We start from the raw sequence: 15,941 nt of genomic DNA, 5'->3' as shown, positions 1-15,941 counted from the left end.
ATGTCTTAGAAGCCGTTTTTCCCCGGTATCCAGTTGGTGCCGGCCAGCGGCACGCCGGCCATGGCGGCGGCCTCGATCGTCAGGGCGACGAGGTCCTCGGGTTCGAGATTGTGCAGGCTGTTCTTGCCGCAGGCGCGGGCAATGGTCTGCGCCTCGAGCGTCATCACCTTGAGGTAGTTCGCCAGCCGGCGTCCGGCGGCCACCGGGTCGACCCGCTTCATCAGTTCCGGGTCCTGCGTTGTGATGCCCGCCGGGTCGCGTCCCTCGTGCCAGTCGTCATAGGCGCCGGCCGTGGTGCCGAGTTCGTTGTATTCGGCCTCCCAGCGAGGATCGTTGTCTCCGAGCGCGACAAGGGCGGCTGTGCCGATCGACACGGCATCGACGCCGAGCGCCAGCGCCTTGGCGACATCTGCGCCGTTGCGGATGCCGCCGGAGACGATCAACTGCACCTTGCGGTGCATGCCGAGATCCTGCAGCGCCTGCACCGCCGGCCTGATACAGGCGAGTGTCGGCTGGCCGACATTCTCGATGAACACTTCCTGCGTGGCGGCCGTGCCGCCCTGCATGCCGTCGACGACGACGACATCGGCGCCGGCCTTCACCGCGAGCGCTGTATCGTAGTAGGGGCGCGCGCCGCCGACCTTGACGTAGATTGGCTTTTCCCAGTCGGTGATTTCGCGCAGTTCGAGGATCTTGATCTCGAGATCGTCGGGACCGGTCCAGTCGGGGTGGCGAGAGGCCGAGCGCTGGTCGATGCCTTTCGGCAGCGTGCGCATTTCGGCCACGCGGTCGGAGATCTTCTGGCCGAGCAGCATGCCGCCGCCACCGGGCTTGGCGCCCTGGCCGACAACGACCTCGATGGCATCCGCCCGGCGCAGGTCGCGCGGGTTCATGCCATAGCGGGATGGCAGGTACTGATAGACCAGCGTCTTGGAATGGCCGCGCTCTTCCTCGGTCATGCCGCCATCGCCCGTGGTGGTCGAAGTGCCGGCCAGCGTCGCGCCTCGGCCGAGGGCTTCTTTCGCCGGGCCGGACAACGAACCAAAGCTCATCCCGGCTATGGTGATCGGGATCTTCAGTTCGATCGGCTTCTTGGCATGGCGGGAGCCCAGCACGACACTGGTGTCGCAGCGCTCGCGATAGCCTTCGAGCGGATAGCGCGAGATCGAGGCGCCGAGGAACAGGAGGTCGTCGAAATGCGGTAGCTTGCGTTTGGCGCCACCGCCACGGATGTCATAGATGCCGGTCGCCGCGGCGCGGCGGATTTCGGAAAGCGTGTAGTCGTCGAAGGTCGCGGATTTGCGCGGCGTCGTCGGCGGATTCTTGTAGGTCATGCTGCCTCAATACGCGTCGGCGTTGTCGATATTGAAATTGTAGAGCGTGCGCGCCGAGCCGTAACGCTTGAATTCCGTCGGCTTGATGCCAGTCACGCCGGCGCGGTCGAGCAGGCCTTGCAGCAATTCCAGATGTTCGGGCCGCATCTCCTTGGCGATGCAGTCGGCGCCAAGGCTGTCGACATTGCCGCGCACGAAAAGCCGCGCCTCGTAGATGGAATCGCCCAGCGCATCGCCGGCGTCGCCCAACACCACCAGATTGCCGGACTGTGCCATGAAGGCCGACATGTGGCCGATATTGCCGCGCACGACGATGTCGATGCCCTTCATCGAGATGCCGCAGCGTGACGACGCGTTGCCTTCGATGACCAGCAGGCCACCCTTGCCGGTGGCGCCGGCATACTGGCTGGCGTCGCCCTTGATGATGATCGAGCCCGACATCATGTTCTCGCCGACGCCGGGTCCCGCCGAGCCGTGTACTGTGATCGTGGCGCCGTCATTCATGCCGCCACAGTAATAGCCGACGCTGCCGCGCACATCGATGGTAACAGGCTGATCGACGCCGACGGCGACCGAATGATTGCCCTTCGGGTTCAGCACTTCCCATGCCGTTTCATTCGAGCCGGGCGTCAGATTGTGCAGCGCCTGGTTGAGCTCGCGCAGCGACATGACGTCGAGGTCGAAGACGCGCGCGTGGCTTTGGTCGCGCGTTGCCTTGGAGGTTGCCGGCATGAACTCAATGCTCCCAGAAATAGACGGTTGCGGGCTCCGGTTCCCAGACCCTCGCATTGTCTATGCCGGGCAGTTTGGTCAGCGCGCGATACTCCGAGCCGAAGGCGACATACTGGTCGGTCTCGGCCATGACTGCGGGCTTGCAGGCGATCGGATCGCGCACGACGCCGAAGCCGTTCTTGGTGCCGACGACGAAGGTGAAGAAGCCGTCGAGGTCGGAGAGGGTGCCTTCCAGCGCCTCGCCGAGATTCTTGCCGTGCGCCATCTGCGAGGAGAGATAGGCAGCCGCGACTTCGGTGTCGTTCTCGGTCTCGAATTTCATGCCTTCGCGAACCAGTTCGCGGCGGACATTGTTGTGGTTCGACAGTGAGCCGTTGTGCACCAGGCACTGGTCGGCGCCGGTCGAGAACGGATGCGCGCCCATCGTCGTCACCGCCGATTCCGTCGCCATGCGGGTATGGCCGATGCCATGCGTGCCAGTCATGCTGCGGACGTCGAAACGGTCGACCACCGCCTCCGGCAGACCGACTTCCTTGTAGATTTCGACAACGTCGCCGGCGCCCATGATGCGGATGTCGGGGCGCAGTGCCTGGATGGCCTCGCGCGCTTCGTCGATCTTGGCGGGCGTGGTCCTGACCACGGCATGGGTCGATTTCACCACGATGCTCACCGGCGTTCCGATGGCCTTGGCGAGTTCGGTGTCGAGTCCGCGGAAATCGCGCTCCGGCTTGGCCGACTGGATGGTGATCTTGGCCTCATTCTTGGAAGGCGCGCCGTAGATGGCGATGCCGGCGCTGTCCGGACCGCGATCGCTGAGCGAGATCAGCATCTGCGACAGCATCGAGCCGAGCTGGGGCTCAAGCGACTTGTCCTTCAAAAAAAGTCCGACGATTCCACACATGTCAGCCTCCCGGCGTTTGTAGCTAGAAGATGATGTATCGAATGAGTCCCATAAATTCAATCGTATGAAAAAAATTTTCCTCTAGTTACGTATGCGGCGCAATGCCGCCATGCCCACTATCGCTGCCCTGGCGGGCCTTGTGAACCCATTGGGCATGGCGGATGCGTGCCAATTTGTAGGCATCGAGGACCGACAGCGCATAGATCAGGAAGCCACCCGCATGGCGGCCGACGAAGCTGGCGTCAGGCGGGGCGATCTTGGCCGTCACCCATGCCAGGATCACCATGAAGAAAAGAAACTGCAAGCCACGCACCGGCACGCCGAGAATGACGTGTCCGCTAGCCGGCAGGACGATTGCCGCGCCGAGTACCAGATAGGGGTTTGGAGGCGCGGGTGCGGCGGTTGAATTGGTCATGCGGCTTGCCGTTCGTTTCTGTTGATGGCGTCGCGAAGCGTCGACGCTGATTCCAGCAGTCTCTCGATCAGCGCCGGATCCAGCGTGGCGTCGCCAAATTCGGCTTGCCGGAAGACGCCGTAGCGTGCGCGTTCCGCCTCTGCCAGCAGCCAGACGACGCGCACTCCGTTCGGAGTGATCAGCAGTTCCTTGGCGCGCCCTTCGGAAAAGATCCCCAGGTGATCGGCGATGATCTCCTGCGGGAAGCGGACGCCTTTGCGATCCGTCCGCACCAAGGCCTCGGCCGGCAATGCCGAACTCTTCGGCAGCGTATGATCGAGATGATCGAAATTGGAGAAGGTCGTTGGCGACCCCGGCCTCATCATCATGTCGAACGTGCCTGGCACCGCCACCTTTTCGGTGATCGAGACGCTCAGCCAGCGCGCCGGAAGTTTTCTCGTCGCCAGCGTGTCGACGATGGTGCGTATCTGGACGCGCTGGCCGTTCCAAGATCCTTCCCAGGTAAGGACACCGGCGGTGCCGTCAGAGACGTCGGCTGCGTCGGCAATGACGGTGCGGATGTTGGCTTGCTCGACGGCGAGCGCCACTGCCGCCCTGTTGCGGCTGGTGCGCGCCAGCCAGGCAAGGTGAAGGACGAGAGCCAGGACAATTGCTCCGGCAAGCAGTGCTGACGTCACCTCGGACATTTTGTCATGCCAGGCCCGCCCGGTATCCGGACGGGCCTTCTCCCATCAATAGCCCTGCGGCTTCGGCCACGGCATGGTGAACTGGTCGCCACGCCGCACGAATTTGTAGCGGTAGAAATGGAACCACAGCGAGATCAGGAAGTAGAAGGCGACCATCGCGATCAGCTGCGAACCGAAGCCGAGGAAGATCGCGAAGAAGGTCACCACGCACAGGCAGAACAGGACGATCGCCGGCAGCGGATGGAAGGGGTGCGTGTAGCCGCGGCGGATCGAGCCGAGCGGCCACTTCTTCCTGAACATGAGGATGTTGATGCTCATGAACGTATATTGCAGCACTCCCGACAGGATCGAGAAGGTGATCGCCTGGTTGAGGTCGGCGATGAAGGCGAAGGCAAGCGCGATCGGCAAAAGGAACAGGATCGAGCGATAGGGCGTGCGATATTTTGGGTGCACGGCCGAAAACCAGCTCGGCAGATAGCGGTCGCGGCCGAGCGAGAACCAGGCCCGTGCCGCGTCGTTGATGCAGCCATTGGCCGATGCAAGTGCCGCCAGCAGCGTCGCGATGAACAAAAGGTTCTCGAGCAGCGGGCTGCCGGTCAGCTTGCCGGCGTCCCACAGCGGATAGTAGGTGATGCCGAGATATTCCCACGGCATCAGCGAGGCGCAGACATACCAGGTCATGGCGGCGGCGATCAAAAGCGTGATCATGCCAGCCATGGTGCCGTAGGGCAGGGAGCGGGCCGGCGAGCGCACTTCCTCGGCCGCCTGCGTTGTGCCTTCGATGCCGAGATAAAACCAGATGCCGAACTGGAAGGCGGCGATGACGCCGATCCAGCCATAGGGCAGGGCGTTTTCGGGAGTGACCAACTCATTGAGCTTCAGCACGGCGCCCTGCGTCCATGGGCTGACCGAGAAGAACAGGATGACGATCGAGATATAGGCGATCGCCGTGATGACGAAGTTGACGTTGAGCGTCATCAGCACGCCGCGATAGTTGAGCCACGCCAGCACCACGATGGTGGCGGCGATGAAGGAATTATGCGTAAGCCCTTCGACGCCGGCCTTGGCGACGATGGTGTCGCCGAGCAGGATGGCATCGGACACTTCCAGCATCGTGTAGGCGAAGACCAGGAACAGCGCGACGTTGAAAGCCATCAGCGGGCCGACGATGTGCTTGGCCTGCGCGTATTGGCCGCCGGCGGCGGCGACGGTCGATGTCACCTCGGAATCGATCATGGCGACCGAGGTATAGAGCAGCCCGACGATCCAGCAGACGATCAGCGCCGCCAGCGCGCCGCCCTTGTCGGCGGCAAAATTCCAGCCGGTGAATTCGCCGACCAGAACGATGCCGACGCCGAGCGCCCAGACATGGGCTGGGCCAAGCACGCGCAGCAGTGAAACCCTGTCTCCGTGGATTGCCGGTTCAAGCGTGATCGTCATTGTTCAATCCCCACTCAGATCCGGTGTTTTTCGGAAACGGCTTCAAGCTCGCCTTCGCGTGAGGAAGTCAGGACATCCTCGGTGTAGGTGGTATCCACCTTGAACCAGTCGTAGAGCATCCACAGAGCGAGCACGATCGATATGCCCCAAGATGCGTAAGAGAGTGCCACCCACATGATGCGTCCCCCGGATTACTTGTCGTCGAACTTTTCATTGATGACGTCGCGATATTCGCGGTCGGATGCGCGGAACAGGAACACGAAATAGCCGATCAGCACCGCGGCCATGATGATCAGCGTCGGCCAGTCGATCACGTAATGGAAACGGTTCTGGATGATGTCGTGCGCCGTTTCCGGCGTGTAGCCGAGCCTTTCCCAGATCGAGGCCATGGTCGGGTTCTGGCCAAGCGCTTCCCAGGTCTTTGCGTCGAGTACATCGATGGACTTCGCAGCTCCGGCGAGACCCAGCTTCAGCGGCAGCCACAGCGCCACGAATATGGCGACCACCACGACGACGATATCGAAGATCTGCCCGGCCTTGCTCTGCTCCGGCGGCGTGTAGCGGGACATGCTTTCTACCCCTCAGGACTTGCGGTTGCGGAAGGCGTCGGCGTTCTTGATGTCGAGTCCGTAGATGAAGTCCTTGTCTTCCTTGTAGTGCTTGACCATCGCCAGGATGGCGGCCGTGTTGAAGATCAGCACCGCGGCGGCGGCGATTGCCACCACGAGCTTGATCCCGGCATCGGGTATGTGTGGCCAGGTCATCAGCAGGACGAAGAGGATCGTCGCCCACAGGCAGATGATCAGCAGCGCGGATCCGCGCAGGTCGGAACGGTATAGCGCCTCGATACGCTGCTGCAGGTCTGACATCGGTTTTCCCCTTTTTGCCGACGCCCGGTTCCGAATCCACCGTCCGCCGCCCTCTTTCAAGAGAGTGAAATTTTTTTCATAAATTCAGACCGAATTCTGCAATTGTCAAGGCGAATTTACGTTGAGTTAACCGTTTGGTTCGGCGGTCGATTTTGCCTGACAATGAAATTATTTGCTTGCAGGGGATTGCAGGCCTCCCGCGTTTACGATCAATATTCGACCAAAGCTCCGGCCTGTGTGCAAAGGAGCAGGGAACAGCAGGATTTTCGGACGGAGGACTGGCGGATGACGGCATCCTGGAGATTTTCGACCCTGGCGGATCGCCATCGCGCGCTTGGTTCGAAGCTCGAAGACTGGAGCGGCATGGGAACCGCCTGGACCTATGACAAGGATGCCGACGAGGAATACATCGCCATCCGCACCAAGGCCGGGCTGATGGATGTGTCGGGCCTGAAGAAGGTCCACATCACCGGGCCGCATGCCTCGCACCTCATCGACCTTGCCACCACGCGCGACGTGGAGAAGATCTATCCGGGCAAGTCGGCCTATGCCTGCATGCTGAACGAGGCGGGAAAATTCACCGACGACTGCATCCTCTACCGCACCGGCCCGAACGCCTGGATGGTCGTGCACGGTTCGGGCACCGGCCATGAGGAACTGCAGCGCGCGGCCATGGGCCGCGACGTGTCGCTGCGCTTCGACGACAATCTGCATGATTTGTCGCTGCAGGGGCCGACATCGGTCGACTATCTGGCCAAGCATGTGCCGGGCATTCGTGATCTCAACTATTTCCATCACATGCAGACGCAGCTGTTCGGCTTGCCCGTGATGATCTCGCGCACCGGCTACACCGGCGAACGCGGCTACGAGATCTTCTGCCGCGGCCAGGATGCCGGCACGATCTGGGACAGGATCCTCGACGAGGGCAAGAGCGCCGGCATCATTCCGTGCCGCTTCACCACGCTCGATATGCTGCGCGTCGAAAGCTACCTCTTGTTCTACCCCTACGACAATTCGCAGAAGTACCCGTTCGAGAATGAAGGCCCCGGCGACACGCTGTGGGAACTCGGCCTCGACTTCACCGTCAGCCCGGGCAAGACCGGCTTCCGCGGCGCAGAGGAACACTATCGCCTCAAAGGCAAGGAGCGCTTCAAGATCTACGGCGTCCTGCTCGACGGCAAGGAGCCGGCCGACGAGGGCGCGCCCGTCTATCGCGACGGCAGACAAGTCGGCGTGGTGACTTGCGCCATGTATTCGCCGCTGGTCAAGAAATCGATGGGCATCGCCCGCCTCGACATCGATTGCGCGGTCAAGGACACCAAGCTGGAAATCCGCAATAGGAGCGGCGCCATCAAGGCGACAGCGCAGCCGCTTCCCTTCGATGATCCCAAGAAGACCAAGCGCACGGCGAAAGGTTGAGGCATAGTCGACAGCGAGGGTTCGAGGCACGAAGACTTAAATGGCAGCCAAAAGCATCATCAGCCGGCCCGTTTACGGAACCTTGTCTCCGCAACCCGGCAAGCACCATCTTTTTATCGCCGATGCCGAGGGTGCGCTCGCTATATCGGACATGGCCGGAAGAGTCCCCGCCGGGTTTTTCGACGGCGCCGAAATCGACTTCATTCCAGGGCCCGACGGCAAGCATGTCGCCGCCCTCGAAGCGCTGAAGCCGGCGCAGTTTCATCAGGCGCCGTCCTTCGCCAGCCTGTTGCCCCGGTTGAAGCAAACGCTGGCCAACGCGCACATGGGCTTGCGTCTCTATCTTGCCGGCACCGAAGGCCTGATTGGCCAGGCCATGCAGGTGGCACTCGAAGCCGGCATCGACCACACCTCGATCCAGACCGAGCATCGCGGCTCGCTGGCGCGCCGCATGCAGTGCGTCCACTGCAAGGGCATCACCGAGAATGTGACGACGCAGCCGGCAACCTGCGCGCATTGCGGCCTGCTGCTTCTGGTGCGCGATCACTATTCCAGGCGCATCGCCGCCTTTCAGGGTGTGTGCATCAACGCCGAGGATCGCAGCGAAATCCCTCCGATGGAGGAGATCTTCCGATGAGCACCGGCACCACCAAGCTCGATGTCGTCGTCAGCGACGTCGTCCCGGTCAACGAACTGGTCACCCGCTTCCATTTCCGCCGGCGCGACGGGCAGCTGTTGCCGACCTTTTCCGGCGGCGCCCATGTCGTGGTCGAGATGCGCGACGGCGAGCGCACCCGGCTCAATCCCTATTCGCTGATGGGCTCGCCGCTCGACACGCGAGAATACACGATCTCGGTGCGCCGCGACGATGTCGGGCGCGGCGGCTCGCTGTTCATGCACAGGAGCGTCAGGCCCGGCCTGGAGATGGTGATCAGCTATCCGGTCAATCTGTTCTCGCTCGACCTGCGTGCCAGGAAGCACCTGATGCTGGCAGGCGGCATCGGCATCACGCCGTTCATGGCGCAGACCGCGCAACTGGCGGCGGAAGGCGGCAACTTCGAACTGCATTATACCTGCCGCACTGCTTCGCTCGGCACCTATGCCGATGTGCTGCGGGAGCGCTACGACCGGCGTATCAGGCTCTACCATGACGACCGCGACGAGCGCATCGAGCTCGACCGGCTGCTGTCGACACAACCGCTCGGCACGCATCTCTACGTCTGCGGCCCCTCAGGCATGATCGGCTGGGTGCGCGACCGGGCGGCCGCGCTGGGCTGGCCGGGGGAGACCGTGCATTTCGAGCATTTCGCGGCACCGCAGCCTGGGCTGCCGTTCGACGTGACGCTGGCGGTCAGCGGCAAGACCATCAGGGTCGATGAACAGCAGAGTCTCCTGGAAGCGATCGAGGCCGCCGGTGTCGATCCGCCCTACCTCTGCCGGGGCGGCGTCTGCGGCCAGTGCGAAACCAATGTCGTCTCCTATGATGGCAAGTTCATCCACAACGACCACTGGCTGAGCGAGGAAGACCACCGCTCCGGCTGCAAGATCATGCCGTGCGTGTCGCGCTTCGAGGGCCGGTCGCTGGTGCTGGAGCGGTAGGAGGAAATGATGGGCATCACCTTCCGCAAGGAAACGTTCCGCGACGACTTCACCTTCAAGAACAGCCCGGAGCATATCAGGCGGTTTCCGTTCCCCTTCCACGAAGACGCCTACATGTATGCGGTCAACATCGAGCCGCATGTCGTCGGGCCGAAGGGCAGCGTGCTGGAAAACCTGATCGACGTCGACGAGCACTATGTCGCCGAGATGCAGGACCGGGCTTTGGTGCTGGCCGAGGACCCGTTGCGCTGCCAGTCGCTGCCGCACATGACGCTGGCCGGCTGGGACCTGCTGGAGCTGCTGATGGAGCAGCAGGCGCTGGGCTATCCCGAGCATTTCACGCTGACCCGCGACGGCGACCGCTGGCGCTGGATCAACCGGCCGCTCGGCATCGACGACACCTTCACCTTCGGTGACACCTCGACGCTGCCTTACGGGCCGATGGAGTATATCACCCGCCAAAGCCAGGGCGATTTCTGCATCCTCGACCAGCGCGACGGCAATCTGTGGATGGATGCCGGCATGGTCACCACCCAGGCCGACTGGTCGCTCGATTTCGACATCGGCATGAACTTCTTCGAGTGGCACGCACCGGTGCCGCTGGCGCATGAGAAGGGGATCTTCACCCGGGCGCTGAAATTCCTCACCAACATCCAGCAAGGCAAGCCGGCGCGGCGCCTGAACTGGACGATGACCATCAATCCGCGCCTCGATACGAGCCCGGAAAACTATCACAAATGGGGTCCGGACCGGACGACGGTGACACCGGAGAACGTCGGCGACAAGGTGCATCTGCGCGTCGAGCTGCAGAGTTTCTGGCGGCTGCCGCGCTCGAATGGCATCGTCTTCCCGATCCGCTGCTACCTGATCAAGATGGACGAACTGGTGACGCAGCCGAAATGGGCAAGGCGCCTGCATCGCGTCATCCGCGACCTGCCGGACGAACTCGCCAACTACAAGGGTCTGACGCGCTATAGGCCGACGCTGGTCGAGTGGCTGTCCAAGCTCGACGACGGCAGCCCGACATCAGCAGGCTTCGGGCCGGATTAAGGTGTGCTGAGATTCGGGTCAGGCCGGCATCACCTGAATGTCAGCACACCTTAGCCCGCGCTGTTCTGCGGATAGCAGATGATCGAGAGATAGCGCATCGGCAGTCGTGTCAGTTGCTCGGGCCCATGCGGCGCATCGGCATCGAAGAACAGGCTGTCACCGGGCTTCATCGGGTAGAGGTTGCTGCCATGCCGGTAAACGACCTCGCCCTCCAGCATGTAGAGGAATTCCATGCCCTCGTGCTGGAAGGTCGGGAACACATCGGAATCCTCGGTCAGGGTGATCAGATAGGGCTCGACGACGACGCCGCTGGTGTTCGAACCGATATGGCCGAGCAGATTGTACTGGTGGCCGGCACGCGTGCCGCGACGCTCGACATCGAGCCCTTCGCCGGCCTTGACGAAGACGGCGCTCCGTTCTTCCTCGAAACGGCGGAAGAAGGCGGTGACCGGGACGCCGAGCGCCCTCGACAGCGCCTGCAAGGTGGTCAGCGACGGCGAGGTGATGCCGTTCTCGATCTTCGACAGCATGCCCAGCGAAATGTCGGTCGCGACCGCCAGATCGGCGACGGTGATACCGAGCTTCTTGCGGAACGCCCGCACCTCGCGGCCGATCGCCACCTCCAGCACTTTCTCGCGGGTGTCGCGGATGGCGTGCGGGTTCTGCGTCAGTGGTGCCCGGATGGTTTTGCCGTCCGCCGAGACCTTTGGTAGCGGCTTTGCCTTTGCACCGGCAGGGTTGGCGCCAGCCTTGGGATCGGAAGTCTTTTTAGCCATGTCGCCACCCCGGACTTTGAAGATTTATTTCACCCTAGGTGAACATATTCGGTGCCGATACAGGAGCGCAACCGCGACGGCAAGCCGTTTGGGGCGCATGCTCGTGATCCAGCGTTTGGTCGCGTTCGATTTCTGCGGGAAATCCGCTTTGCCGGAACGCTGTTTCAGCACTGAGGCTGTTGACAGCACGCAAGGGCCAATTACTGTCCTGTGAGTGAAATTTGTTTCGTTAGGGAAATCAGACCGGGAGGCCTGCAATGAAAAGTCGCGTTGCCGTCATTGGAGCCGGACCGTCCGGCCTGGCACAGCTTCGAGCCTTCAAGTCGGCGGCGGACAAGGGTGCCGAGATTCCCGAGATCGTCTGCTTCGAAAAGCAGTCCGACTGGGGCGGGCTGTGGAACTACACCTGGCGCACCGGCCTCGACGAGCATGGTGACCCGGTGCACGGCTCGATGTACCGCTACCTCTGGTCGAACGGGCCAAAGGAATGCCTGGAATTCGCCGACTACACTTTCGAGGAGCATTTCGGCCGGCCGATCGGTTCCTATCCGCCGCGCGCCGTGCTGTGGGACTACATCAAGGGCCGCGTCGAAAAGTCCGGCGTGCGCAAATGGGTGCGCTTCAACAGCCCGGTGCGCATGGTGACGTTTTCAGACGAGACGAAGAAATTCACCGTCACCGCGCATGACCGTACCAACGACGTCACCTATTCGGAAGAGTTCGACAATGTCGTCGTCGCTTCCGGGCATTTCTCGGTGCCCAATGTGCCCTATTTCGAGGGCTTCTCGACCTTCAACGGCCGCATCCTGCACAGCCATGACTTCCGCGACGCCATGGAGTTCAAAGGCAAGGACATATTGATCATCGGCCGCTCCTATTCAGCCGAGGACATTGGTTCGCAATGCTACAAATACGGCGCCAAATCGATCACCTCCAGCTACCGCTCCAAGCCGATGGGCTTCAAATGGCCGGAGAATTGGAAGGAAGTGCCACTGTTGCAAAAGGTCGTCGGCAAGACGGCCCACTTCAAGGACGGTACCACCAAGGATGTCGACGCCATTATCCTGTGCACCGGCTATCTGCATTCCTTCCCCTTCCTCACCGACGATCTGAAGCTCAAGACCGCCAACCGCATGTGGCCGCTGGGCCTCTATGAGGGCGTCGTCTGGGAGAAGAATCCGAAGCTGTTCTATATCGGCATGCAGGACCAGTTCTACACTTTCAACATGTTCGACGCGCAGGCCTGGTACGCGCGCGACGTCATCATGGGCCGCATCAAGCTGCCCTCCGCCAAGGCGATGGCCGAGCACAGCGCCAAGTGGCGCGCGCGCGAGGAAACGTTGGAAGACGCCGAGCAGATGATCTGGTTCCAGGGCGACTACACCAAGGAACTGATGGAGCAGACCGACTATCCGGGTTTCGACGTCGAGGCGGTCAACCAGACCTTCATGGAGTGGGAGCACCACAAGGGCGAAGACATCATGAGCTTCCGCGACCATGCCTACCGCTCGCTGATGACCGGCACCATGGCGCCGCTGCACCATACGCCGTGGCTGCAGGCACTGGACGATTCGATGGAGAGCTATCTCGAGGTCAAAGGGGTGGCGGCGGAATAGCCGTCGCGTCTCACACTACCCCAATCTTGCCCGTGCTTTCGCCGTCCAGGCGTTGAACAGCCGGTCGGCGACGATGCCGATGAAGGCGATGGCGAGGCCCGCGACGATGCCACGGCCGGAATCAGCCTTGGACAGCGCGATGAACACCTCCTGGCCGAGATCGCGCGTGCCGACCATGGCGCAGATGATGATCATCGCCAGCGCCATCAGGATCGTCTGGTTGACGCCCAGCATGATCTCCGGCAGCGCCAGCGGCAATTGCACACGGAAGAAGGTTTGACGCGGTGTGCAGCCCGAAACCTTGGCCGCCTCGATCAGCGCCGGCGGGACCTGCCTGATGCCGTGATTGGTATAGCGGATGGCCGGCACCACGGCGAAGGCGACGGTGGCGATCATCGCGGTGACGTCGCCGACGCGGAACAGCATCACCACCGGAATGATGAAGCAGAACGACGGCAGCACCTGCAGCGTGTCGATAACAGGGGTGACGATCTTCTCGAACCGGTCACTGCGCGAGGCCATCAGCCCGATCGGAATGCCGATCAGGCACGCGATGAAGGCCGAGATGCCGCAGAGATAGACCGTCGCCATGGTCTTTTCCCACAGGCCGGTCACCGCGCAGAAGGCGGTCAGTACGGCGACCAGGGCGGCCAGGCGCAGGCCGCTGAGCTGATAGCCGGCAAGGCCGAGCAGGAACACCGCGCCCAGCCATGGGAACCCTTCGCAGAAGGCACGCACTGGATTGAGCACATTGAGGATCAGCGCCACGCGGAAGGCCTCGATCATGTCGAAGAAATTGATCGTCACCCAGTTCACCGCCGCTTTCCACAGCGGCGCGGTGGTGAAGGTGATCGCCTTCGGCACCGCCGCGAAGGCCGGTACGAACAGTCCGAGCAGCGTTGTCACGACAAGGATCGCGATAGCCAGGGTCAGATTGGGGTAGCGCCGCCAGAACACCGGGCTGGTCTCTTGATGGACATGGCCCTTCGCGTTGTTGTGCGCGATGGCCTGGCTCAGCCGGTCGAGCGCGATGGCCAGCGCCACAATGGCGAGCCCGGCCTCCATCGCCTCGCCGACCTTCAATGCCCGCAGCGCCAAAAGCACATCGTAGCCGAGGCCGCCGGCGCCGATCATCGAGGCGATGATCACCATGTTGAGCGCCAGCATGATCACCTGGTTGACGCCGACCATCAGCGTCGGGCGCGCCGAGGGCAGCAGCACCCGCCACAGTTTCTGCCGCGCCGTGCAGCCGGCCATCTCGCTGAAGTCGTCGATTTCCGAAGGGACGCGCGACAGCCCCAGCATCGTCGCCCGCACCATCGGCGGCGTGGCGAAGATCGCTGTCGCGATCATCGCCGACACCGGGCTGTTGCCGAACAGCAGCAGCATCGGGATGAGGTATGCGAAGGTCGGGATCGTCTGCATCAGGTCAAGCGCTGGAGAGACGATAAGCCTTTCCGCCCATGGCTTGCGCCAGGCCCAGATACCGGCGAACAGCCCGGTGACGATGCAGAACGGCACGGCGATGGAAATCAGCGCCAGCGTCAGCATGGCGCTGGTCCATTGGCCGAACAGGGCGATGTAGAGGAAGCAGCCGCCGACCAGCATGCCGAGCTTCCGGCCGCCAACGGCATGCCCGGCGAGGAAGGCGGCAGCGCACACACCGACCCAGGACAGCCGAGGCAGGATGACGGTATCGGCGCCATGGCCGAACTTGAAATTCTTGGCCAACAGATTGAGCGCGAAGTCGAGTGGCACGCCGAGCACCGCGGTGATCGAGCGCGTCAGCCAGGACAGGTTCGACTTGATCCAGCGCATCAGTGCGCTGACCCAGTCGGCGACCGGCACGACGGCGCTGTCGGGATAGTTGACTGCCCAGGGCAGGCTGTCCTGCAGCAGGAACGTGACAAGCACGATGGCAAGCGCCAAGGCCCAGACCAGAAGCCAGACCTGAACCGGGCGCCCCCTTGCCTCGCTGGCGCTTGCCGTCACCGTCATGCGCCGGCTCCGGAACGGTCGATGCCGGCCAGCAGATCGATCACCGCTTGCGGCGTCACCTCGCCGATCGGCTTGCCGGTGCCGTTGACGACCGCGAACGGCTTGCCGGCGGCAACGATGCTGGCCGAGAAGCTGGCGATCTTTGCATCCGGCGCTACCGTGCCGCCATGTTCGCTTCCATCACAGGCGCGCATCAGGCCGCGCGCCGAGATCACCTTGGCGCGGTCGACGTCGCGGGTGAATTCGGCGACATAGTCGGTCGCCGGATCGACCACCAGTTCCTCCGGCGTGCCAATCTGGATGACCTCGCCGTCCTTCATGATGGCGATGCGGTCGGCCAGCCGGATCGCCTCGTCGAAATCATGGGTGATGAAGACGATGGTCTTGTGCAGCATCGTTTGCAGTCGCATCAGTTCGTCCTGCATCTCGCGCCGGATCAGCGGATCGAGCGCCGAGAACGGCTCGTCGAGGAACCAGATCTCCGGCTTGGTGGCGAGGCTGCGGGCGATGCCGACACGCTGCTGCTGGCCGCCCGACAATTCGCGCGGATAGAACTGCTCGCGGCCGCGCAGGCCGACGAGATCGATGACCTCGCGCGCCCGCGCCTCGCGTGTCGGCCTGTCCTGCCCCTGGATGCTCAGCGGGAAGGCGATGTTCTCCAACACGTTGAGATGCGGCAGCAGGGCAAAGTTCTGGAACACCATGCCCATGCGATGCCGCCGCAGTTCGATGAGTGCTGCATCGGAAATCTTGAGCAGGTCCTTGCCTTCGAATTCGACCTTGCCATGCGTCGGCTCGACCAGCCGCGACATGCAACGCACCAGCGTCGATTTTCCGGACCCCGACAGGCCCATGATGATGAAGATCTCGCCTTGGCGGATCTCGAGATCGACGGCGCGCACGGCGCCGACCAGTCCAGCAGCAGCGACATCCGCCATGCTGGCCTTGCCGTCGCGCTCGCCGATGAAATTGGCCGCGTTCGATCCGAACAGCTTCCAGACATTGCGGCAGGCAAGTTTTATGGGACGGGCATCCTTTGGCGTGCCCGCTGCGTCCGCCCCCGGTTCAGTCCTATCCGTCATCCAATCGTCCTTCTGGAGCACCGG

The 15,941-nt window shown here is 62.6% G+C and carries 17 protein-coding genes; 5 read left to right on the top strand and 12 right to left on the bottom strand.

What is annotated here, in order from left to right; translation table 11 throughout:
* Positions 1 to 5 precede the first annotated feature (5 nt).
* From AC56QP_RS07360 to AC56QP_RS07320, 9 genes are all read right to left on the bottom strand, one after another.
* Positions 6 to 1,334 carry an FMN-binding glutamate synthase family protein gene (locus AC56QP_RS07360; RefSeq protein WP_172351489.1) on the bottom strand — a complete coding sequence of 443 codons (1,329 nt, stop codon included), beginning with the start codon at positions 1,332 to 1,334 and terminating at the stop codon, positions 6 to 8.
* 6 nt (positions 1,335 to 1,340) lie between these two features.
* Complete coding sequence (locus AC56QP_RS07355; protein ID WP_489860310.1) at positions 1,341 to 2,066, bottom strand: GltB/FmdC/FwdC-like GXGXG domain-containing protein; 726 nt, start codon at positions 2,064 to 2,066, stop codon at positions 1,341 to 1,343.
* A gap of 4 nt (positions 2,067 to 2,070) precedes the next feature.
* The gene (locus AC56QP_RS07350) at positions 2,071 to 2,967 is read right to left on the bottom strand and encodes a class II glutamine amidotransferase (protein WP_489860311.1); all 897 of its coding nucleotides are present in this window, start codon (positions 2,965 to 2,967) and stop codon (positions 2,071 to 2,073) included.
* A gap of 85 nt (positions 2,968 to 3,052) precedes the next feature.
* Complete coding sequence (locus AC56QP_RS07345; protein ID WP_489860312.1) at positions 3,053 to 3,382, bottom strand: hypothetical protein; 330 nt, start codon at positions 3,380 to 3,382, stop codon at positions 3,053 to 3,055.
* A complete protein-coding gene (locus AC56QP_RS07340; RefSeq protein WP_489860313.1) occupies positions 3,379 to 4,068 on the bottom strand; it encodes a hypothetical protein in 690 nt (229 codons plus the stop codon). The genes AC56QP_RS07345 and AC56QP_RS07340 overlap by 4 nt, the downstream gene beginning before the upstream one ends.
* 45 nt (positions 4,069 to 4,113) lie before the next feature.
* A complete protein-coding gene (locus AC56QP_RS07335) occupies positions 4,114 to 5,508 on the bottom strand; it encodes an APC family permease (protein WP_489860314.1) in 1,395 nt (464 codons plus the stop codon).
* 14 nt (positions 5,509 to 5,522) lie between these two features.
* Positions 5,523 to 5,684 carry a hypothetical protein gene (locus AC56QP_RS07330; RefSeq protein WP_172351483.1) on the bottom strand — a complete coding sequence of 54 codons (162 nt, stop codon included), beginning with the start codon at positions 5,682 to 5,684 and terminating at the stop codon, positions 5,523 to 5,525.
* 15 nt (positions 5,685 to 5,699) lie between these two features.
* The gene (locus AC56QP_RS07325; RefSeq protein WP_256749873.1) at positions 5,700 to 6,077 is read right to left on the bottom strand and encodes a hypothetical protein; all 378 of its coding nucleotides are present in this window, start codon (positions 6,075 to 6,077) and stop codon (positions 5,700 to 5,702) included.
* A 12-nt stretch (positions 6,078 to 6,089) separates the two neighbouring features.
* On the bottom strand, positions 6,090 to 6,377 hold the full coding sequence (locus tag AC56QP_RS07320; RefSeq protein WP_489860315.1) for a hypothetical protein: 288 nt from the start codon (positions 6,375 to 6,377) through the stop codon (positions 6,090 to 6,092).
* A gap of 285 nt (positions 6,378 to 6,662) precedes the next feature.
* Between AC56QP_RS07320 and AC56QP_RS07315 the strand changes: the two genes are divergently transcribed.
* Genes AC56QP_RS07315 through AC56QP_RS07300 form a run of 4 tightly spaced genes read left to right on the top strand, consistent with a single transcriptional unit; the run spans position 6,663 to position 10,445 of the window.
* Positions 6,663 to 7,796, top strand: coding sequence for an aminomethyl transferase family protein (locus AC56QP_RS07315; RefSeq protein WP_489860316.1), 1,134 nt, complete (start codon positions 6,663 to 6,665; stop codon positions 7,794 to 7,796).
* A gap of 40 nt (positions 7,797 to 7,836) precedes the next feature.
* Positions 7,837 to 8,433, top strand: coding sequence for a dimethylamine monooxygenase subunit DmmA family protein (locus AC56QP_RS07310; RefSeq protein WP_489860317.1), 597 nt, complete (start codon positions 7,837 to 7,839; stop codon positions 8,431 to 8,433).
* Positions 8,430 to 9,395 (top strand): PDR/VanB family oxidoreductase, encoded by a 966-nt coding sequence (locus AC56QP_RS07305; protein WP_489860318.1) that lies wholly within the window; start codon positions 8,430 to 8,432, stop codon positions 9,393 to 9,395. Before AC56QP_RS07310 ends, AC56QP_RS07305 begins: the two co-directional genes overlap by 4 nt.
* Positions 9,396 to 9,404: 9 nt before the next feature.
* Positions 9,405 to 10,445, top strand: a complete 1,041-nt coding sequence (locus AC56QP_RS07300; protein WP_489860319.1) for a heme-dependent oxidative N-demethylase family protein — start codon at positions 9,405 to 9,407, stop codon at positions 10,443 to 10,445.
* Between the two features lie 50 nt (positions 10,446 to 10,495).
* On the opposite strand, the gene AC56QP_RS07295 is transcribed toward AC56QP_RS07300, so the two are convergent.
* Complete coding sequence (locus AC56QP_RS07295) at positions 10,496 to 11,221, bottom strand: helix-turn-helix domain-containing protein (protein WP_256749867.1); 726 nt, start codon at positions 11,219 to 11,221, stop codon at positions 10,496 to 10,498.
* A gap of 257 nt (positions 11,222 to 11,478) precedes the next feature.
* Between AC56QP_RS07295 and AC56QP_RS07290 the strand changes: the two genes are divergently transcribed.
* Positions 11,479 to 12,837: a trimethylamine monooxygenase gene (locus tag AC56QP_RS07290; protein ID WP_489860320.1), complete on the top strand. Its 1,359-nt coding sequence runs from the start codon at positions 11,479 to 11,481 to the stop codon at positions 12,835 to 12,837.
* A gap of 15 nt (positions 12,838 to 12,852) precedes the next feature.
* Here the strand turns inward: AC56QP_RS07290 and AC56QP_RS07285 are convergent, their stop codons facing one another.
* Positions 12,853 to 14,835 (bottom strand): ABC transporter permease, encoded by a 1,983-nt coding sequence (locus AC56QP_RS07285; RefSeq protein ID WP_489860321.1) that lies wholly within the window; start codon positions 14,833 to 14,835, stop codon positions 12,853 to 12,855.
* Entirely contained in the window at positions 14,832 to 15,917 is a 1,086-nt protein-coding gene (locus tag AC56QP_RS07280) for a quaternary amine ABC transporter ATP-binding protein (RefSeq protein WP_489860322.1), read from the bottom strand. Before AC56QP_RS07280 ends, AC56QP_RS07285 begins: the two co-directional genes overlap by 4 nt.
* Positions 15,918 to 15,941: the final 24 nt, after the last annotated feature.

The sequence above is a fragment of the Mesorhizobium sp. RCAM 05104 genome (assembly GCF_059683645.1).
The sequence above is the reverse complement of the archived record's forward strand: the minus strand, read 5'-3'. Positions and strand labels throughout refer to the sequence as shown.